The organism is Armatimonadota bacterium (genome assembly GCA_016789105.1).
Taxonomy (GTDB): domain Bacteria; phylum Armatimonadota; class Fimbriimonadia; order Fimbriimonadales; family Fimbriimonadaceae; genus UphvI-Ar2.
In genome coordinates this window covers 54,141-73,750 of sequence record JAEURN010000006.1, presented here as the reverse complement: position 1 = coordinate 73,750, position 19,610 = coordinate 54,141, and the positions used below count along the sequence as shown (strand labels likewise).

The window sequence follows — 19,610 nt, the reverse complement described above, 5'->3', positions numbered from 1 at the left end:
GGCTATTCCACTTTAAAGAGTAGCCCACGGGGGCTGATCGGTTCGCTGGCCACCGTCAGCCGGCCGGATCGGACGGCATCGGCCAGCAAAACTTTCCAGGCTAGCTCTCGGTTGGCAAGCATCGCCTTCCGCTCTTCCCCACTCCAAGGTTCGGCGGGGATCAAGCCAGCGGCGGCGAGCCATTTGCTTTGATTAGCGCGGTCGGTTGTCGCCAAGCTAAAGTAAACGTGGCTGACCCCTTGCTTCTTGAGCTCATCGGCGAGCGCCCCGCCATCGGCCATCGATTGAAAGTCCAGCCGGTTGCTATGTCCCGGGTTCGCCCAAAAGTACTTTTTGTCCAGCAGGAACCCAAAGACCTCATCGAACAAGGCCACTTCGGTCACTTGGGTGTTGGCATTGATGACTTGGGCCATCGGTGCAAACGGCACCCCGGCTTTGCGGTACGCCTCCGGCGTCAGATTGCCTGTCACGACTTTGAACTGGTCGGCGAATCCGAACTGGACCACGATCGAGACCGTTGCCAAAGCTTGCAACGCTGCCGCACCCGCCAACGCCTTGCCAAGTTGGAGGCGCCCAACCCCCGTGGCAACCATCACCGCCGACGGGATGACCAGGAAAGTCAGGTATCGGCTTTGCTGGCTGAGGAAGAACCACAACAAAAGCGAGAGGGCGGCCCAAGCCAAGACGACCTTTTCTTTGGGCCCGGCCCTACCGGAAACGGCCCAAAAAACCATGGTCAGCAGCGTCAGGAATCCGATTGAACCGGTTGGAAAACCCCCACCGGCGGTCTGGGCCGGATTGGTGTACCGGCCCGGCTGGTAGGCGAGGCCGAGAATCGCGTTGCCGATCTGCGCAGGCTGCAGATGCGATTTGCCCGTTTCCGAGTCCACCGCCCGCCCGACCCCGAACGAATTCTGCTCATTGCGGTAGATGTCGGCCCGCCACTGATCCCACCCTTTGCCCCCAAACTGTTCATAGAAAAACGGGAAAACGGGATTGCCCGTAAAGGCCGTGCTCTTGGCAAACCAGACTCCGGCAACCGCCAGGGCGATCCCGGCAACAATGGCTGCAGGCTTAAGGGCGGCATTGACCCGCCGGGCCGAAAAGAGGATGAACACCAATCCGGCAATCGCAAATGACTGGAGCCCTGTGAGTTTGGTGCCAAGGGCGAGCCCCCAGCACAGGGCGGCCACAAAAGCCAAGCCCTGCAAGTCCTCTGATTTGCGGATCCGGTGCACCATTTCGGCAACGTAAAGAATCCCCAATCCGGCAAAAAGCCCGTGTCCGGCATCTATATAGGCAGTGCCAGATTCCCATAGCACGACGGGCGAAGCCATGAACGCCACCGGAGCCCAAACCGCATTGCCCCCAGCCCCCCAGCGGCGGGCAAGGCCGAACAGAGCCCGTGCGCCTAAAAGCATCACGTAGAACATGAAGGCCTTTGCGGAATACTCCCCGCCCCAGCTTTCGCCGTAAAGGTACAGGGCGTCCAGCGCAAACGGGAAGTTGGAATGGTGGATGGTCTGCACCCAAGTGACCTGGCCGGCTTCCAACCAAAGTTTTGGCACGGCTAGGTGGTACGCCAACGAATCCCAATCGAGCTGGGTGCTGGGTACTTGGCTTGCGACCGCCGGGAAGACGGCCATGGCCGCAATGGCCAATGCACCTGCAAGCCCCATTTTTTCCGGCTTTTCGGTTGAAATCAGGGTCGCCCCAAATTTCTTGAGGGCCAATGCGGCGAGAAGGATCGCGCCACCCCCGACGATAAACATGGCTGGTTTGAGGAAGCCCGGTATGAGGCCAAGCGCGACAGTGGCCGTGCCAACCAAACCAAGTCCGACCAACCCGGCAACCCCGAACGCTTCTTGCGGGTCAAGGTGGTCGAGCCACTTGGCGAGCAACCCCCGGAACCCAAGCGTGACCGCCGCGCAAAACAGGCCAGTCAGGATCAGGGCGACCATCGCCTAATCATAGCACCCGGCAGTTGCGCCCAGTGCTTACGTTTCCCGCCCGGCTGGGCAGGACTTCCGGCAGGAAATCCCTCCTTATGGCCCATCCGTCATGGGGACATAAGACCTGGATTTGCGGCGGCGTTTGGCGGCCCGGAGAAGGGTTCTTACACTGCCTGGCAACGGAGGAACCCGGACAATGACGACAATCGGTGACGTTTTGATGGTTTTTGGCGCAATCGCGCTGATCAGCATCTCTCTCTTCTGCAGCATGGTGATGTTCACCCTTCTCCTTCCGGCACGAGCGGCCAAGATGGCCTACCGGCTCGACACGTCGCCCGGCAAGACGGTTGCGGCCGGGGCCGCGGTGTTTCTCCCCGTCCTCTTTGCGGTCTTGGCCCTGGCTTCCCTGCCCGTGCCGTTGGCAAAGATCACGGCGCTTTTTCTGGCCATGGCCTTCTTGGGGTGTGCGGCCCTGGGGGGATGTGGCCTGGCGCGGCTGCTCAGCGACCGAATCCGCAGTTCATCCAACGGCGTCGAGATTCCGATGCTTCAGTCCATCGCTCGGGCCTCGGCCCTCATCGTCGGTGTCCTGAACATCCCGCTGTTAGGTTGGCTCTTCTTGGCCCCTTTGTTCCTTTTTGCCAGTTTGGGGTCGTTCGTTTATGGGTTTGTCGGTGCTCGCCGTTCGGAAGCTCCTTGGCCCGCCGGCGACGCATCCTGACTTGGGGGAGACCATGAAACTATCCCGACGCGAAGCAATCGCCCTGGCCGCGGCCGGGGCGGGGGCGGCCGCCCTGGGCGGCTGCAACCAAGCCGTCTCGGCTGCGTACAACTCGGCCCGGGAACCGATTTCCCCGCCCAACCTCGGGGATTCAGAGCCGGTCTCTATCCTGAACCGGTTCGGGTTTGGGCCAGATTCGGCCTCGGTGTCCCGGTTCAAAGAATTGGGCCGCGAACAATGGATTGAGGAACAGCTGAACCCCAGCGAGGCGATCCCGGCCCATTTGGCCGCCCGGATCGGCCGGTTGGAGATCTACCACTTGGGTCCCTGGGATTTGCGCGACTGGAAAGAGGACGCGGTGATCGCCCAAATGCAGCAGAACGCAATCCTGAGGGCCACCTATTCCCCGTGGCAGCTACAGGAACGGATGGTGGATTTTTGGACCAACCACTTCAATATCTTCACCAAGAAGGGCTTGGCGGTGTACCGCAAACCTTGGGATGAGAGGAACGTGATCCGCCGGCATGCCTTGGGAAAATTCCCCGAGATGATCACGGCGTCGGCAAAGTCCACCGCGATGCTGCTCTATTTAGACCAGCAGAACTCAACCGCCGCCCATCCGAACGAGAACTACGCCCGCGAGCTCCTGGAACTCCACACCTTGGGTGTTGATGGCGGTTACACGCAAAAAGACGTCATGGAAGTGGCGAGGTGCTTCACAGGATGGTCGGAAGAGCGGGGTTTCCTCAAGAAGAAGGGGGCGTTCGTCTTTCGGCCGGAAATCCACGATTCGGGATCCAAAACGGTTCTTGGCCAAAGGATTCCGGCGGGCCAAGGTATCGAAGACGGCGAGGCCGTCATCGGAATCGTCGCCCTCCACCCGGCCACGGCCAACCACATCACACGCAAGCTTTGCGGCTACTTCTTGGGGGACGAGCACCACTCTGTCCAGCCTCAATTGGCCAAGGTCTTCATCGAATCGGCCGGGGACATCAAATCGGTGATGCGGCTGATCCTCGCCGAGTTTCCTTCGGGCGCGGGGCCAGTTCTCAAAAGGCCCTTCGATTACGTTGTTTCGGCATTGAGGGCCACGGATGCGGCCACAGATGCCGGGGGTCCGATCCAATCGGCCCTTTCCGGCATGGGGCAGCCCCTCTACCTTTGGCCCATGCCCGACGGGTTTCCGGTTGAGACAGCGGCCTGGACAAGTTCCTTGCTGGGCCGTTGGAACTTTGCTTCGACCCTTGCAAAGAACGGCTTTGGCGGCACGCGCGCAGACTTTGAGCGGATGCGCGACGGTCGCACAGCGGTTGACGGCACGGCGATTGTCTTCCGCCGCCCGTCGGATTCGGACGACTTATCCGGGCTGGCCAAGGCCGCCAGCCGGAAAGACCTTGCCGGCCAGGTCGCCCTGGCTTTGGCCTCACCGGAGTTTCAATGGCGATGAACCGCAATTCTTGGACATTTTGCGACGGCAACGGACGCCTGGACCGGGCTGCTCCGACGATCACCCGGCGGCAAGCGATCGTCGGTGCGGCCAGCCTGATTGCCGGGGGTGTTTGGTGGGCGGGGGCCAAATCGGCCCTGGCCCAGGGGGCATTCCGATCCGATGGGGGCGACGGCCCGGTGCTCGTCACGATCTTCCTGCGGGGCGGCGCAGATGGGCTCAACATCGTGGCCCCCTATCAGGAAGACGACTATTACCGCCACCGGCCAAGCCTGGCCATTCCGGCACCGCGGTCTGGAAAGCCTGAAACAAAGCGGCTCACCGACTTGGACGGGTTTTTCGGCCTCAACCCGGCCTTCCTCCCCTTGTTTCCCGATTTTGCCGAAGGCAATTTGGCCTTTGTCCATGCGATCGGTTCAGGGGACACAACCCACAGCCATTTCGAGGCGATGTCTACCATGGAACTCGGTCTCCTGAATCAATCTGACCGGGTATCTGGGGGGTGGTTGGCCCGGCACCTCAATTCGACCCCAGAAAGGCAAGCCCCTTTGCGAGCCGTAGCATTTGGCGGGACGATGCCCGATAGTTTGAGCGGCGCCCATGGTGCGGTGGCGGTCAATTCGTTAGCAGACTACCGGCTCTCTGACGTTGAACCGGAATGGCGCCAAAGCCTGGAAAGGCTCTATTCCCGCGGGGACACCGAAATTGCCGAAGCCGGACGGGATACCCTCAGGGTTCTGAGGATATTGAACTCCAGCGACCCTCGGGATTACCGCCCCGAAAACGGCGCCAAATACCCCGACAGCCCCCTTGGAAAGGCCTTGAAAGAAACGGCTTTCCTGATCAAAAACGGGGTGGGTCTTGAAATCGCCTGCCTGGACAGCACGGGCTGGGACAGCCACATCACGCAAGGGTCGGTAGACGGATGGCTCTTTGAGTTGTTGAGTGACCTCGCCAGGTCCATTGCGGCATTCCGGACAGATCTGGGCGGCGAAATGCGCCGGGTTGTCGTCACAGTCCAGACGGAATTTGGCCGCCGGGTGGCCGAAAATTCGGGACTCGGCACGGATCACGGGGCGGGTGGCTGCATGGCCGTGCTGGGAGAGGCGGTCTCCGGCGGCAAGATATTTGGCAAATGGCCGGGATTGGTGAACGACCGGTTATCTGGCCCGGGTGATTTGGCTGTCACCACCGACTATCGTTCGGTTTTTAGCGAAATTTTGCAAGGGCATTTGCAGAATCAAAACGCGGATGTTGTTTTTCCTGGCCAAAGCCATAAGCCCTTAGGGATACTCGGATGACAGCGCCTGAATGTTCGGGAATCAGGACGACATTCATAAGAACGTCTTTTCCAAGGGTAACTTGCGGAAATATGAGCCATTTGGCTCAATTCCAACCTGCAGGGCCTGCTGGAACTCGATCTAATAACGCCTAACTCCGGCTAAAAACAGAAATGTTGGCTAGGTCGAAACGACCGAACGAACTAGGACTACAACCCAGGGTGGAACAACATTTTTAATAAGGCTATCCAAATAGCCGACAACAGATCCATCAAACCCCATCAGTTTGAAGGCATACTGTCTGAACAACCTCAAGGGTGGCCGAGCATATCAAAGCTGCACAGGTTTCTAGGCAGAACGGCAATCTTATGGAATCCATGGGATTGCACCTGGATTCTATACCACCATGAGCGAAACGACACTTGGCTTTGATTGCCATCCGCAAACCAACTGGAAGGTGCGGTGCGAGGCGACCAACGCCTTGAAAACCCCGGAAATTTACGACATGACCTACTCTTTGCCGGAGATCTTGGCAATTGAGGAGGAGTCGGTTGCCGATAAACGGCCCCGGTTCATGTTCCGGCAGTGCCAATCCATCACGCCGGCCTACCACCCGCTAAGCCGCCAAACAGGGTTTGTCCGCATGGCTTATTGCCTAGTTGGCTCCGCACTCTTGATATCGCCGGAAGGTGAATCGACCCTGATGGCTCCGGGGTCCTTTGTTGTTTTCCCCGCCACTGCCGACTTGGACTTGCTGTTGGGCCGGTCGCACCAGGTTTGGATCACGGCTTATTGGGAACCTGATTCTCTCTATGTTCCGGGTTCGGACTTCGCAGATATCCGCCGGTTCACCATCGGCGATCTGAGCCCGGAACTCGCTTCGTTGACCCGCACGGTGAGCGCGCTTCAAAGCGACGCGCGCAACCGCCCGAATCTCGTCAACGGTTGGCTCAACCTGCTCCTGGATGAGTCGGCGGATTCCAAAGAGCCGTTCCACCTCGCCCCCATCGCCGGCGAGCACGAAGACACTCTTTCGGATCTGATCCAAGGCATTCAGAATGCGCCTGGGGATGAATGGAGCTTGACATCGGCGGCAAAATTCGTCGGCTACTCCCCGTTCCACCTCTCGCGGATTTTCCGCTCGGCAATTGGCGTCGGACTCCCGAAGTACGTGGAGTTGTGCCGGGCCGAACTGGCCGTCAACCGGTTGCTGAAAGAAGCCGGCTCCATCGGCACCGTGGCTCAGGAGTGCGGATTTGGTTCATGCCAAGCCATGCGGACGGCGATCCGGGAGCACACCGGATTTCTGCCGGTCGAACTCCGCGGACGCGGCGGCGAATAACTACCGTTAAGCAAACTGCTTTTCCGCGATCTGCACAGCGTTGAGGGCGGCCCCTTTCAACAACTGGTCACCGCAAACAAACAGGGAAAGCGCGTTGGGGTTGGAGATGTCCTTTCTGATTCTCCCGACCAGCACGTCACCCTGCCCATTGGCATCAATAGGCATGGGGAAGCGGTTATTCTCTCGGTCATCCACAACGCACACCCCCGGGAATGTAGCCAAGACTTCTCTGACGTCTGATTCGGCCGGTGCCGGTCCATCGAACTCAACTGTTATGGATTCGCTGTGGGATCGCAGGACGGGCACCCTGACGCAAGTGGGGTTGACCATGATTTCCGGGTCATCCAGGATTTTCCTGGTCTCGGCAATGATCTTTTCTTCTTCCCCGTTGTAGCCCTCCGGACCGATCGGCGTGTTATGGCTGAAAAGGTTGAACCCGTAGGGGTGGGGGAGAACCTGGGGCTCGAAAGGTCGGCCATCGAGGGCGGCCCGAGTCGCGGTTTCAAGCTCCTCCATTGCCGGGCGACCGGCCCCGCTGGCACTTTGATACGTGGAGACGATGATGCGCCTAATTCGGCCGAAAACCCGCAATGGGGCGACGGCCATCAGCATGATGATGGTGCAGCAATTGGGGTTGGCGACAAGGCGGCACCCTGGCGCGATCGAATCGAAGTTGATTTCCGGGATAACCAGCGGCACGGAGGGATCCATGCGGAAGGCACTGGTGTTGTCCACAACAAAAGTACTGAAACTTGCCAATATCGGCACAATATGGCGGGAAACATTGCTTGTTGCAGCAACAAAAACGATATTGTAGCCTACAATATTGTCAGTTGATAGGAGGTTGACGGTGAGGTTTTCTCCACGGAAAGGCACGGAACTCCCAGCTGAACGTTCACTCCCGAACAAGGAGATCGTAGCGTCCCGCCACGGTTCCCGTTCCAAAAGCCGGACGATTTCTTGCCCGACGGCGCCGGAGCTTCCAATGACCGCAACCGAGGTCTTCGACGACATGGAGTTATTGTGATGGCACCCGGGGCATGGAGCCAGGACATGGAACTTCCTTTTCTGGATTCCCATGATCGCCGTCGATTCATTTGCTGTTACTTCACAGGGTCTTGAGTAGGGAAACAAATGGCAAGTCAAACGGAATTGATCGAGTCAGTGCAATTGAAAGCCGCCGCGGCCAACCAGGGCACTCAGGCGGCCATCAAACTGCCGCGCATTTTCTGCGTCGAAGGGCAAAACATTTCCCCAGCCTATTTAAAGTGTGCGCCGGAATTGGAGGACCGGTCGCTCCTCTACTGCGCCCATGGCACCGGCCAACTGTTCATCGGCGATGCCAATGCGCAGTTCATCGGCCCTGGCACGGCCATGATCATCGGGCCGCGCGAACCTTGGACATTGTTGCTGGGGCGCGGAGAACAATCTTGGTTACTGGCAACGTGGTCTCCCGATAACCCGGCCATCCCGAATTCGGACCGTATTGCCAAGGGGGCCTGCCTGGTCACGTCGTGCAGCCCGGTTGTCAGGATGTTGACCGACCGAGTCGTCGCCCGAAAAGACGATTTGGCTGAATGGCCCAACTTTGTCTTGGCCTGGTTCAACTTACTTTTCCACGAATGGCACGTGACAAGAAACGTCTTTTCGCTCACACCGACGTTCATGCAAGGTGCCGAACCCCTCGACGACCTGATCGCCGCCATCCGGGCCGAGCCGCAACGCCAATGGAACCTCACAAATGCGGCCGAATTGGCCGGGTATTCCCCGTTCCACCTTTCCCGGATTTTCCGTCAGATCTCAAAAATGGGCTTCCCAGAGTTCGTGGATCGGTGCCGAGCTGAGATTGCCGTTGACTTGCTAATCAACACGTCCCAACCGATCTGCTCGATTTCCGACCAGTGCGGATTTGGTACAGCGCAAGCCCTGAGGAATGCCTGCCGCGAATATGCCGGGTTCTTGCCTAGCGAACTCCGCGACCGACACGGGGAATAGCCTTACAGGTTGAAAATTTGAGAGGCGCGTTCCATGTCTTTGTCGCCGCGCCCGCTGAGATTGACCAGCACGCGGGTGCCTGGCTCCCAAAGACCCTTGCGCAACAGGGCGATGGCGTGCGCCGATTCGAATGCCGGGATCAGGCCCTCCATTTGGGAAAGCCACCGAAAGGCATCCAAGGCCTCATCATCGGTCACTGCCAGGTATTCAACCCGTCCCGAGTCCTTTAAATAGCTGTGCTCGGCCCCGACACCAGGGTAATCGAGCCCGGCCGAAACGGACGCGGTCGGCAAGATCTGACCGTCGCCATCTTGCATCAGGTAGCTGTAAGACCCATGGAGAACTCCGGGGCGCCCGGCGCTGAGCGGGGCGGCGTGGCGTCCTGTCGCAACCCCGTCTCCTCCCGCTTCAACGCCAAAGATGCGGACCGACGGATCGCCGACGAAAGCATGGAAGAACCCAATTGCATTTGATCCCCCGCCAACACAGGCCACAAGCGTGTCGGGCAAACACCCGTGGCGTTCCAAATATTGCGCCCTGGCCTCTTTGCCAATCACCGATTGGAACTCCCTAACCATATAAGGGTAGGGGTGCGGGCCGGCAGCGGTGCCGATCACGTAGTGGGTGTCGCGGACGTTGGCGACCCAATCGCGCATGGCTTCGTTGAGCGCATCCTTCAAAGTCTTTGTCCCGCTCGAAACGGGGATCACCTCGGCCCCAAGCAGTTTCATCCGGAAGACATTCAGCCGTTGCCTCTCGGTGTCTTCTTCGCCCATGTAAACGACGCATTCCAGGTTGAGCCGGGCGCAGATCGTCGCGGTTGCAACCCCATGCTGCCCCGCACCGGTTTCGGCGATGATGCGGGTTTTGCCCATCCGCTTGGCCAAAAGGCATTGCCCCAGGGCATTGTTGATTTTGTGGGCTCCGGTGTGGTTGAGGTCTTCCCGTTTGACCGAAACGGCATATCCGGTCTCAGCGCTGATCCGGGGGGCTTCGGTCAGCGGAGTCGGCCGGCCGACATAGTCGCGGAGGAACCCCTCAAATTCGGCACGGAAATCGGGTTGAACCCACGCTTCCCTAAAGGCGGCATCCAGCTCATCCAGGGCCGGCACCAGGGTTTCGGGGACGTAACGCCCGCCGTAGTCTCCAAAGCGGCCTGGGGCCGAAGGTTGTGCCATCAAACCATTCTACGGCACCCAGGCAAATCCGACTGCGTCTACTTTTTGCGCCCCGGGGCTTCTGGGACGGTTTTGTCCATGTAGGTTTTGAATCCGACGGCGCAGGCCAGGCCGATCAGCACGAAGGCGCCGGCCATGGCGAGGTTGGGGCCGCCTGAATTGGATTTGGACTTCTGGTCTCTTTCGGCTTGGGCCAGGCTCTTGGCGGCCATATCGGCATTGCTTTGGGCTTGGGCCAAGTTCTTGGCCGCCTCGGCGCTCCCAGCTGGGACTTGCCCACTGTCTTCGTGGGAAGGGGATGCCATCGGATCGTGGGAGGCAGCGGCATTGCCACCTTGGTATTGCCCCAGTTGCTGGTCGTTCAATTCCGGGTGGAATTTTTCACCTTGGGGCATGCCTTCAATCGGGGCAAAACAGAGCCCGGCGAAGGAGACGGCGAGGGCGAGGGCGGCGAATCGGATGTGGTTCTTCATGGTCAGTTGCCGTAGAATCCTTTGTCTTGCCACGAACTCTTGAGGATCGTGGGGCTGCGGGGCAGGTCGAGGTCGATGAGCGGCTGTTGGGTGACTTCGCGCTCACGAACCCGGACGTCGTAGTTCATGCGGATGGGGAGCGACCACGTGACGATGGCTTCGTCGCGGCTGATGATCGTGCCGTTGAGGGTCATTCCGCCGCCAGAGGTGCCGACGTTCCCTCCTCCGACGAAGTTGGTGTAGAGGATCGCATCGACCTGGTTGACCCCACTGGCCGCGACTGACTTATAGGCGGCTTTGGTGGCCGGGTCGAATTCCAGAAGGGATTGATATTTCTTGATCCCCCAGGCATCGGTATCGTAGGCGTTGAAGGCCGGGATCGTGTTGCCGTTTTCATCCAGGCGGGGCTTGGTGAACGGTGGGGACATATAGTTCAGCGGATAGAAGCCGAACGTCGTGGTATTCCCCATGATCACCGAACCGCTGGCGGCAAGACCAAGAAAGTCCTTCTTTTCAGCGGCCTGCATGGTTGCGTTGATGTCGTTTCCGGTGAAGTCGGGCGGGTTTTTGTACTTGACCGAGGCGATGATGTGCACGTTCCTCGATGTGTAGATTGTCCCCTGTCCCTGAATCGTCCCGGCGATCGCGACATCGCCATTGATGGCGACCGGCCCGTGAATCCGGATCGGACGCGAGTCGGTCCCGACCAGCAGTTGGCTGCCTGTGGAAACCCCATCGACGGTGACCCGCTTGTATCCGCCGGCACCACTGTTAAGCGTGGAATCCCAGACATCGAGGTAGGCCCCTTTGTAATCGACATTGGGAGAGCCATCGGCATTGAGATTATTTTGCGATCCGGCGTTGCCACTGTAGTTGGGGTTGGCCGACCCATCCAAGAATGTCGGCTTGTCGTCTGTGTAGGCCTTGGTCCGGGCAAACCGTTTACCGGCGGGGTCAGGCGAATCGCCGACGCTGCCAAAATCGCGAAGGTCAGGCATGACGATCTCATCGGTCGGCCTCGGGTCGAGCATGGTCGTGGTCGGCGTGCCACCCGTGTTCACCCAGGCTTTCGATCCGCTGGAGTCTTCCAACGCGGCACCGAAGATCCGGTTCCCGGCAATCGAAGCATCGCTTTGGAACAGGTAATCGCGCCATTCATTGAATTGGGCGCTGCCTACCGCCCCATGTTTTGCCGGGTCGTAAACCTGGCGCATCCGGGTCCGGAATGGGGTCGACCCGTTGTTGTAGGTCGTCGTGTAAGAGGCGTTAGACTGTTTGTATGGGGTTGTGTTGATGATCCCCGCCGCACCCGGGACGAGTTTATCGTTGACGGATGCGACGACCGATCCGTTGACGGTACCGGTTCCGCTGATGAACGAGAAGTTGCCGTTGGAGCGCATGTCGCCATTGACGATCAAGTTGTTTTGGTTGAACCCTTCCATCCAACCGAAGTTGTTGATGAAGTAGGTGTAGTCAAACACGCGGCTGCGGGCCAATCGGAATTCGGAGACGACGTCCACGGTCTTCCGGGGCTCGTCGGCGTCGGCGATATTGTTGCCGTTGCGATCCACCCACCCGATCACGCGGATCACGACCATTCGTCCATAGTTGTCACCCGCCGGTTGCCAGTATTTGATAACTCCGGCGGCAAACTTCCCGACTCCTGTCAGCTCGGACGATTGCGCCGATTTGGGGGCCAGTTCGGTGGCCCCGGCGAGCTGGGTGTCCAGGTCAGTGAACATCTGGGATTGCTTGAAAGGCCTCCAGAGCGAGAGGAGCACGGACTGGATGCCGGCATCGCACAGTTGGGTGGTCTGGGCTTCAAGCGTATTGCGGCGGGCTAACCGGATCGAGACGGTTGCCCGGTCGATGTAACTGGTTGCCGCGACGGTGATCACCATCATGAGTCCGAATGTCACCATCAGGGCGACGCCGCGTTCTTTTCGGTTCTTTCTTCGTGTGCGTTTCATCGTCGTATTCCCCCTCACTTGATCAGTTCCGGCACGTTTCGCAAAACGACCCGTTCCCTTTTTCTCGACCTGACGGTTTCGCCCGGTTTGCCCCCCTTGCTGCCCGTGACGACGGTCACCGTGACCTCACTCACAAGCCCGCCGGCGTTCGGGACAAAAACCCGGTAGGCGGGCGCTTCTTCTTCGCCATAAGACGTGTTGTATCGCTGGGATCCGTAAACCGTTGAATGGAGCATAAACGGATCCTTAGTGAGCACGTTTTTGGCGATCGTCCGCGTGTTGGTGCCGTCGTTCAGCTTGAGCTTTCCGCCGCTCACAAAAAGCCTCCGGTCGATCCCGTCCCAAACAATAGGGACTTCAAAGTTTCCGCTGGCATCCTTTTTTGGTTTGCGGTAAGTGACTCCCATCCCATCCGCATCGACGTTCACGTAGATCGCCTCTCGCAATTCGTCGGCGGCGATGGAGACGGCTTGCCGGGTATAGGAATCGCCATCAATCATGCCTTCTCCGCGGGCCCAGGCAGCCGCGACGCCGATGAACATGGTGACGGCCGCCGTAATTACGATTGTCGAGATCACCGATCCGACGACGACCTCGGCGAGTGTAAATCCTTTATTTCTTCGGTGGCGGGGGTGGGTCATGGGAGGGTTAAAGGTTGGCGACCAACGTGGTCAAACGAACAGATTTGGTGACGCTCTTTTCTTTCCAAGCCACAACGACCGTGACCTGGCGCATATCGATCCCGGTTTGGGTGGCATAGATGTAGCCTTTGCCGCCGGGGAGGACTTTGGCCGGGCTATCAACGAGCCCGGAATCGACATTGGTGAACTCCAGGGCTTGTTCACCGGCCGGTCCGCATCCGTAAGTGGCAGTTGAAGAAAGGGCAGAGGAATCGGCCAAACCGTTCACAACGAACTGCGCATTGGACGCGTTGGGGTAGCCGTCGTGCCGCACCCGTTCGATCATTTTTTGGGCGAGACTTGTTGCCGCATTCATGTTGTCCGCCTTGCCCCGGGTGAGGTTGGCAACCGGGATCGTGGCCGAAAAGATCAACGCGCAAGCCAAGGCCAAGAACGAGGCAAACATGGCTTCGATCAAGGTGTGGGCTCGTAGGCGTCTTTGGGCTCGTTGCATAAGGCGGTGCCTGGGGATGGTCTCCCCTGGGGTGTTGTTCCTCATCGGTGTGGCAAAACCCCTAGTAAACATTTCGGAAAAATTCCATCGGTTCCAAATGCCGACTGGCCCACATCTGCTGCGATGCGGGCCAAGGTCGGAGGATTTGTGCCCTTTTGGGGGCTTAGAGTCCGGCGGCGGCGATGGCGGCAGCCTTGGTAGCCGCATCTTGGAAGTCGTCGGAATTCTTGCCTTTGAAGGTCGGCAAGGTGGCCATGTCGTTGGCGACATAGTCGGTGCCGGCGCCAACCGGGCCGACCGGCCATTTCTTCAGGTAGGTCGGGGTGAGGTCAGCGCTCGTTGGGGTTGCCGTGCTGGCTGCCCCGGTGTCCATCGCCCATTGCTCCTTGGCCGATTCGATTTGCTTCAGGTTCCCGACAACCGTTTGGACGCGGCTGTTTTGCCGGGCCTTGACAAAGTTGGGGACCGCAATCGCCAGCAGGATGCCGATGATCAGGACGACGATCATGATTTCAACTAGGGTGAAACCGCCTGTCTTGCTTTTCATAGTTCTCTCGTTCCTCGTGCGTTCAGCCCTGTTGAGGGCCTGCCAAGTGTGCTTGTGCCTCAAACCCCACCGCATTCCCCCCGTATTTGTATGGTTCTTGAGGAAAACAATGATTTCCCAATCATCACCGGACTCCCGCCTAAACGAAAAGTTGCGCCCCAGACCTCGTCTGGGGCGCAACTGCTTCTGATTGTTGGCCGAGGCTTAGAGTCCGGCGGCAGCGATGGCAGCAGCCTTGGTTGCCGCATCTTGGAAGTCGTTGGAGTTCTTGCCTTTGAAGGTCGGCAAGGTGGCCATGTCGTTGGCAACATAGTCGGTGCCGGCGCCAACCGGGCCGACCGGCCATTTCTTCAGGTAGGTCGGGGTGAGGTCAGCGCTCGTCGGGGTTGCCGTGCTGGCTGCCCCGGTGTCCATCGCCCATTGCTCCTTGGCCGATTCGATTTGCTTCAGGTTTCCGACAACCGTTTGGACGCGGCTGTTTTGCCGGGCCTTGACAAAGTTGGGGACTGCAATCGCCAGCAAGATGCCGATGATCAGGACGACGATCATGATTTCAACGAGGGTGAAACCGCCTGTCTTAGTTTTCATAGTTCTCTCAAATCCTCCGGTTGACAGCACCAGTTGCCCAGGGTGTAAACCGCCAACTAACTCGTTCCGCAATGACCGCCCGGAATCAGAAAGCAAAAATACGGGATTTGAGCCGTGGGGGGTCGCATTCTCAAAAGCGGCAGATCGTCTAACCTAATATGATGGTTCGTTGGACAATGGTATTCGTCGCGGCCGCCGCCCTGGCCGCCACCGGGTGGGCCGACCCGTTCCGCCCAAGCGTCCTCCAACAAATCGACCTGGGCAAAAAGGCAGCCGAACAAATTCGAAAGGAAGAAAAGGTCTTGCCCGCAAGTGACCCGAGGGTCATTGAATTGCGCCGGATCGGCGACAAGCTCCGAGCCAAAATCCCGGCCAAGGAACTCAAGGATCGTCCCTGGGAATTCAGCTTCGACGTTATTGATTCCAAAGATGTCAACGCCTTTGCCCTGCCGGGTGGCCCGATCTTTTTCTACACCGGGCTCTTGGACAAAATGAAGACCGAGGACGAAGTGGCGGCGGTCATGGGGCACGAAATGACCCATGTCCGCAACCAGCACTGGGCCAGCCAATACGCCGACAACCTCAAGCGCAAACTCGGGATCATTGTCGTCCTCACCGTCATCGGGGCAAACCAAGACATTTTGAATGCGACCGACATGCTCGACGACATCTTGATCGGGCTGAAGTACTCGCGCAAACACGAATCAGAAGCCGACACCGTGGGCTACGACCTGATGACCGAATCAGGATACAACCCCCAAGGGATGGTCGACTTGTTCCAAATCCTGCTGGATCAAGGGGGATCCAAGCAGCCGGAATTTATCTCGGATCACCCCGACACGCAAAAACGGATCGACTCGATCAAAGATCGGATGAAGAAAGACAGCCGGTCGTTCCCCGCCCTCAAACCGAGGAAATCCAAATTGGCCAGCGGGCCCAACTTGGATGTCTCATGGGTTGGCGGATGGCCAAACCTAGGGCCGATCAACCCTGGCTCGGCTGGAACTGGAGCGGGCCAGGATCCCCTCCAGAAGGGTGGGGGTCTCTTGACAGGGCGATCACGCTGGCTTGCCGGGCCACTTCTCCCGCAACCGATTTGAATGCCGCAGATGCCGGCGAATGCGGGTGCGTCGTCAAAACCGGTTCACCGGAATCCCCGGCAAAGCTGACTTCCGGGTCGAGCGGGATCGATCCCAGGTAGGGCACGCCGAGATCCTGCGCAAGCTCTTCGCCGCCTTTTCCGGCAAAAACCCGGACGGTCTCCCCGTTGGGCAACGTCATGGCACCCATGTTTTCAACCACGCCAAGAACCGGGGTGTTTAACCGGCGGAAAAGGGCGGCGCAGCTCCCGGCGATGTTGGCTGCGACATTGTGCGGGGTGGTGACGATCACGGCCCCGGTTAGTGGCACCTGTTGCGCCAGGGTCATCGGGGCATCCCCGGTTCCAGGCGGTAAGTCGACGATGAGGTAATCCAAGGTGCCCCACTTGACATCGCTGAGTAGTTGCTTGACGGTCGATGCGACCATGGGACCGCGCCAAAGCGGGGTTTGACCCTCCTCCAAAAGGTAGCCGAGGCTCATCAACCGGATCCCGTACCGCTCGATGGGAATGATCTTCGCATCCTGGGTCAGGGGGTATTGACCATTGGTTCCCGTCATCATCGGGATGCTGGGACCATAGACATCGGCATCCATGAGCCCGACTTTGGCCCCTTGCATGGCCAAAGCGACCGCCAAATTGACGGTAACGGTGCTCTTGCCCACGCCGCCTTTGCCCGATGCCACCGCAATGATTTGCCGGACGGTGGGCAGCATATCGGCCGGATTGGGCCGTTCGCGAACTTGCGCGGTCATTTCAACGTGGACAGCCTCGACTCCCGGGATCGCCGCCACGGCTTCGCGGGCTTGTTCTTCCAGGATCTCTTTGACCGGGCAGGCCGGGGTCGTGAGCTGGACGGTGAAACCGACAGTTCCGCCTTCGATCCGGACATCTTTGACGAATCCGAGGGTCACGATATCCTGGTGCAGGTCGGGGTCTTGGACAGCGCGCAAAGCGTCGAGAACCTGGGACTCGGTGACGGCCATTGGTTCAAAAGAGGCTACCTAGTTTGCAAACCCTATCCCTGCGTGGAATCGGGACCGCTGGCGCGGCCGGGTTCAACCGGGAAGAGGGCTTTGACCGCAGGGCTCATGAACATGATCGCCAATGGTAAGCCGAGCGGCAGACAGCAACATTCCAACGTGCCCATGATTTGGTTGACCACATGGGCCGTCCACCACTTCCGGGTTTGAGGGGCATTCGCCAGGCCGACATTGAGGACCGCCAAGATAAACGCGAGGATCCCCACCATTGAATAGAGGCCGACCAGCATCTGCTCCGAATACCCTAGGGATTCGAACATCGCCTGGCTGTTGACATACACGGTGTGCGTGTTCCCCCGCGCCCAAAAACACCCGAGGCCGGTGAGCATCCAAAAAACGACCCGGCAATAGCAGTAAACCCGGTTGACCAGCACGACCGTCTCGGGTTTCATCGGGCAAGAAGTTACCCCGGATGTGCCATTCTGGGCTGTTGCCATGCCTGGGCAGATCGCCGCCGGAACCGCCTGCTTTTTTGCCGGGGTCGTTTGCACACTGCTGGTGTTGTTTCACGTCGTCACCGGAAGGCTGGGCCTTGTTCTTGCGGCGGTGGGCGCATTCGACTATATTGTGGCGGTGTTGGTGATTGCCAACGCCCGGAAGAAGAGGTGAGTTTACGCACCCCGTTCGATAGCCTGACCTTGGCCGCCGTTTTGCACGAAACGGCGTTCTTGGCGGGGGCCAAAGTGCAGCGGATCGTCCAATTGGACGATTCCACCTTGGTGTTTGGGCTTTACACCAAAGGCCAAGAGCACCAATTGTTGGTGAGCTGGCATCCCGAGCTGTTTCGCATCCACTTGCTGGCTAACCGGCCGACGGCTTTGGGCGAGCCTCCTGCGCTCTGTATGGCGCTGCGGAAATACCTTGTCGGCGGCCGTTTGGAGTTCATCCGACAACGCGGATTGGACCGTGTGGCGGATTTCGGCTTTGCCTCGGCCCATGGAGATTTCCAGATGGCCGTCGAACTGATGGGACGGCACAGCAACGCTGTTTTGGTCGATGGCAACCGGCGGATTTTGGCGGCCGGAAAAACGGTGCCCTTGCGGCTCTCCAAGCGGCCAATCAGAATTGGGCAGGGTTATGAGCCGCCCCCGTTCGACGCCAAACCTTCCCTTCTGCTCGCCCACGAGGGCGACGAATTGGGCGGGTTTGAAGGGGTCTCGCCGTTTTTGACCAAACTGATATCGGCCGGGGTTTCCCTGTCCGATGTGCAACGTCGGATCCGGGAAAACGATTGGGATCCCTGTTTGAGTAACTCAGCTGGCGCCTATCCGCTTGATTTTTCGATTCTGGATCAATCGGCCATCCCCAAACCCAACCTCAACACTGCCCTAGAGTCTGCCTATGTGGATCGTGGGCTCCGCGACGCGCTTGCCGGTCAAAGGAGCCAACTTGCCACGCAATTGCAAAGGGTTGCCGATGCCCGAAGGGCGGCCCTTCGAGGTATCGAGGAAGCGATAGAACTGGCTGACCGCGCGGCCGAAATCCAAGCCCAGGCCGAATTGATCTTGGCTTACCAAGGCTCGATCCGGCCAGGGCAAAAGCAATTGGATGCTTGGGATTTCCAAGGCGAGCCGGTTCAGATCAAGCTCGATCCGGAAATGACAGCCGTCGAAAACGCCAATCGCTTGTTCGCAAAAGCCAAACACGCCAAAGAACGCCGCGACGAGGTTGAAGCCCAAGGTGATCGCCTGCGCCAAGACCTGACCACGGTCGAGTCGTTGCTGATCCAAATCGAAGGGGCCGCAACGCTTTCTGAACTCGGATCCGTACGCGCAGAGGCCGACAAGCGCAAGTATCTCCACCATGCGGCCGCCCCCAAGGCCAAAGAAGACCGGCCCTATGAAGGCAACCCGATCCGGGAATTGCTCAGCCCTGGTGGGTTCAAAGTCCTTTATGGGACAACCGCCACCAGCAACGACTTTTTGACCAACCGGGTCGCCAAAGGCAATGATTGGTGGTTCCACGTCCGGGGCCAGACTTCGGCCCATGTGGTGTTGCAGACCCACAATCAACCCGACAAAGTCCAGCGGCCAGATATCGAGTTTGCCGCGCTCGTCACCGTGCGGAACAGCGTGGCCAAGCACGGATCGTTTGTGCCGGTCGATTACACGTTGAAGAAGTACGTCCGGAAGCCGCGCGGTTCGGCACCCGGGCTCGCCGTCTACGAAAGGGAGAAGACGATCCATGTGGATCCCTAGCTGGGTCTCCTTTTGGGCGGCCGACCAGAATCTTTACCGGGCGATCCACATCGGCCTGCACCGCGAGTTCCTGGACCGGTTGATGCTCTTGCTCACCTACACGGGCGACGGACACATCCAGATTCCGGTGCTGCTTGGATTGGTTGCTTGGCCCAAAACCCGCCGCGCCGGCTACGCGTTGGCAGCGGGCTACCTCCTCTCGGGCGGCTTGCGGTTGCTCGTCAAGGATTGGGTTTCCCGGCCTCGGCCCACCAATTTTGAGTGGTCGCGCCCGTTGACGTGGCCTGGCGGCTTGCCCGGGGGGGCCGATGGGTGGCTTAGCCGCACGTTTGACGTGGTGCCGTTTGGGGATTCCAGTTTTCCCAGCGGACATTCGACGACCAGCTTTGCCATCGCGTTCATGGCGGCATGGCTGGTGTACAGGACGGAGAACGGTTGGATCGGCTGGGTGGCCTGCCTGTGGGCCACTCTTGTGGGGTTCAGCCGGGTGTACATCGGCGTGCACTATCCCGGAGATGTCGTGGGCGGGGCGGCATTGGCGGGACTCTGCACGTCTGCCGTCTACCTTTTGTGGGTCAACCGGGGCTGGCTACCGGGTTCCCCCGCCCGCCACGCCTCCCCAGAACCCGACGGGGCACAATAG

Annotated in this window: 20 protein-coding genes; 9 read left to right on the top strand and 11 right to left on the bottom strand. The window is 59.2% G+C overall.

Features of this window, described 5'->3' with window-relative positions; all coding sequences use genetic code 11:
• Window positions 1–2: 2 nt before the first annotated feature.
• Window positions 3–1,961 (bottom strand): hypothetical protein, encoded by a 1,959-nt coding sequence (locus tag JNM28_06015; protein MBL8067983.1) that lies wholly within the window; start codon window positions 1,959–1,961, stop codon window positions 3–5.
• A gap of 187 nt (window positions 1,962–2,148) precedes the next feature.
• Here JNM28_06015 and JNM28_06010 point away from each other — a divergent pair, with 187 nt between their 5' ends.
• The 4 genes from JNM28_06010 to JNM28_05995 all read left to right on the top strand — a co-directional run bounded on the left by JNM28_06010 (window position 2,149) and on the right by JNM28_05995 (window position 6,742).
• On the top strand, window positions 2,149–2,673 hold the full coding sequence (locus tag JNM28_06010; GenBank protein ID MBL8067982.1) for a hypothetical protein: 525 nt from the start codon (window positions 2,149–2,151) through the stop codon (window positions 2,671–2,673).
• Window positions 2,674–2,686: 13 nt separating this feature from the next.
• Entirely contained in the window at window positions 2,687–4,120 is a 1,434-nt protein-coding gene (locus JNM28_06005; protein MBL8067981.1) for a DUF1800 domain-containing protein, read from the top strand.
• Window positions 4,117–5,421, top strand: coding sequence for a DUF1501 domain-containing protein (locus JNM28_06000; GenBank protein MBL8067980.1), 1,305 nt, complete (start codon window positions 4,117–4,119; stop codon window positions 5,419–5,421). The genes JNM28_06005 and JNM28_06000 overlap by 4 nt, the downstream gene beginning before the upstream one ends.
• Window positions 5,422–5,806: 385 nt before the next feature.
• Window positions 5,807–6,742: a helix-turn-helix transcriptional regulator gene (locus JNM28_05995; GenBank protein MBL8067979.1), complete on the top strand. Its 936-nt coding sequence runs from the start codon at window positions 5,807–5,809 to the stop codon at window positions 6,740–6,742.
• Between the two features lie 6 nt (window positions 6,743–6,748).
• Here the strand turns inward: JNM28_05995 and JNM28_05990 are convergent, their stop codons facing one another.
• Window positions 6,749–7,756: an aspartate-semialdehyde dehydrogenase gene (locus JNM28_05990; protein ID MBL8067978.1), complete on the bottom strand. Its 1,008-nt coding sequence runs from the start codon at window positions 7,754–7,756 to the stop codon at window positions 6,749–6,751.
• Between the two features lie 120 nt (window positions 7,757–7,876).
• Between JNM28_05990 and JNM28_05985 the strand changes: the two genes are divergently transcribed.
• Window positions 7,877–8,737 (top strand): helix-turn-helix transcriptional regulator, encoded by an 861-nt coding sequence (locus JNM28_05985; protein ID MBL8067977.1) that lies wholly within the window; start codon window positions 7,877–7,879, stop codon window positions 8,735–8,737.
• A 2-nt stretch (window positions 8,738–8,739) separates the two neighbouring features.
• Here JNM28_05985 and trpB read toward each other — a convergent pair whose 3' ends face one another.
• From trpB to JNM28_05950, 7 genes are all read right to left on the bottom strand, one after another.
• Window positions 8,740–9,915, bottom strand: a complete 1,176-nt coding sequence (trpB, locus tag JNM28_05980) for a tryptophan synthase subunit beta (protein ID MBL8067976.1) — start codon at window positions 9,913–9,915, stop codon at window positions 8,740–8,742.
• A gap of 38 nt (window positions 9,916–9,953) precedes the next feature.
• Window positions 9,954–10,388 (bottom strand): hypothetical protein, encoded by a 435-nt coding sequence (locus JNM28_05975; protein MBL8067975.1) that lies wholly within the window; start codon window positions 10,386–10,388, stop codon window positions 9,954–9,956.
• A 2-nt stretch (window positions 10,389–10,390) separates the two neighbouring features.
• Window positions 10,391–12,358, bottom strand: coding sequence for a hypothetical protein (locus JNM28_05970; GenBank protein ID MBL8067974.1), 1,968 nt, complete (start codon window positions 12,356–12,358; stop codon window positions 10,391–10,393).
• A 14-nt stretch (window positions 12,359–12,372) separates the two neighbouring features.
• Window positions 12,373–12,999, bottom strand: a complete 627-nt coding sequence (locus tag JNM28_05965; GenBank protein MBL8067973.1) for a prepilin-type N-terminal cleavage/methylation domain-containing protein — start codon at window positions 12,997–12,999, stop codon at window positions 12,373–12,375.
• 7 nt (window positions 13,000–13,006) lie between these two features.
• Window positions 13,007–13,537 (bottom strand): hypothetical protein, encoded by a 531-nt coding sequence (locus tag JNM28_05960; protein ID MBL8067972.1) that lies wholly within the window; start codon window positions 13,535–13,537, stop codon window positions 13,007–13,009.
• 118 nt (window positions 13,538–13,655) lie between these two features.
• Window positions 13,656–14,039: a prepilin-type N-terminal cleavage/methylation domain-containing protein gene (locus JNM28_05955; protein ID MBL8067971.1), complete on the bottom strand. Its 384-nt coding sequence runs from the start codon at window positions 14,037–14,039 to the stop codon at window positions 13,656–13,658.
• 204 nt (window positions 14,040–14,243) lie between these two features.
• Window positions 14,244–14,627, bottom strand: coding sequence for a prepilin-type N-terminal cleavage/methylation domain-containing protein (locus JNM28_05950; GenBank protein ID MBL8067970.1), 384 nt, complete (start codon window positions 14,625–14,627; stop codon window positions 14,244–14,246).
• 161 nt (window positions 14,628–14,788) lie between these two features.
• Between JNM28_05950 and JNM28_05945 the strand changes: the two genes are divergently transcribed.
• A complete protein-coding gene (locus tag JNM28_05945; GenBank protein MBL8067969.1) occupies window positions 14,789–15,727 on the top strand; it encodes a M48 family metalloprotease in 939 nt (312 codons plus the stop codon).
• Here JNM28_05945 and JNM28_05940 read toward each other — a convergent pair.
• Together JNM28_05940 and JNM28_05935 are read right to left on the bottom strand one after the other, a co-directional pair.
• Window positions 15,612–16,712 carry an Mrp/NBP35 family ATP-binding protein gene (locus tag JNM28_05940; protein ID MBL8067968.1) on the bottom strand — a complete coding sequence of 367 codons (1,101 nt, stop codon included), beginning with the start codon at window positions 16,710–16,712 and terminating at the stop codon, window positions 15,612–15,614. The genes JNM28_05945 and JNM28_05940 overlap by 116 nt on opposite strands.
• A 32-nt stretch (window positions 16,713–16,744) precedes the next feature.
• Window positions 16,745–17,161: a hypothetical protein gene (locus JNM28_05935; protein MBL8067967.1), complete on the bottom strand. Its 417-nt coding sequence runs from the start codon at window positions 17,159–17,161 to the stop codon at window positions 16,745–16,747.
• Window positions 17,162–17,204: 43 nt separating this feature from the next.
• On the opposite strand from JNM28_05935, the gene JNM28_05930 reads away from it, so the two are divergent.
• Genes JNM28_05930 through JNM28_05920 form a run of 3 tightly spaced genes read left to right on the top strand, consistent with a single transcriptional unit; the run spans window position 17,205 to window position 19,610 of the window.
• On the top strand, window positions 17,205–17,378 hold the full coding sequence (locus JNM28_05930) for a hypothetical protein (protein MBL8067966.1): 174 nt from the start codon (window positions 17,205–17,207) through the stop codon (window positions 17,376–17,378).
• Window positions 17,375–18,967 carry an NFACT family protein gene (locus JNM28_05925; protein MBL8067965.1) on the top strand — a complete coding sequence of 531 codons (1,593 nt, stop codon included), beginning with the start codon at window positions 17,375–17,377 and terminating at the stop codon, window positions 18,965–18,967. The genes JNM28_05930 and JNM28_05925 overlap by 4 nt, the downstream gene beginning before the upstream one ends.
• Entirely contained in the window at window positions 18,954–19,610 is a 657-nt protein-coding gene (locus JNM28_05920) for a phosphatase PAP2 family protein (GenBank protein ID MBL8067964.1), read from the top strand. Before JNM28_05925 ends, JNM28_05920 begins: the two co-directional genes overlap by 14 nt.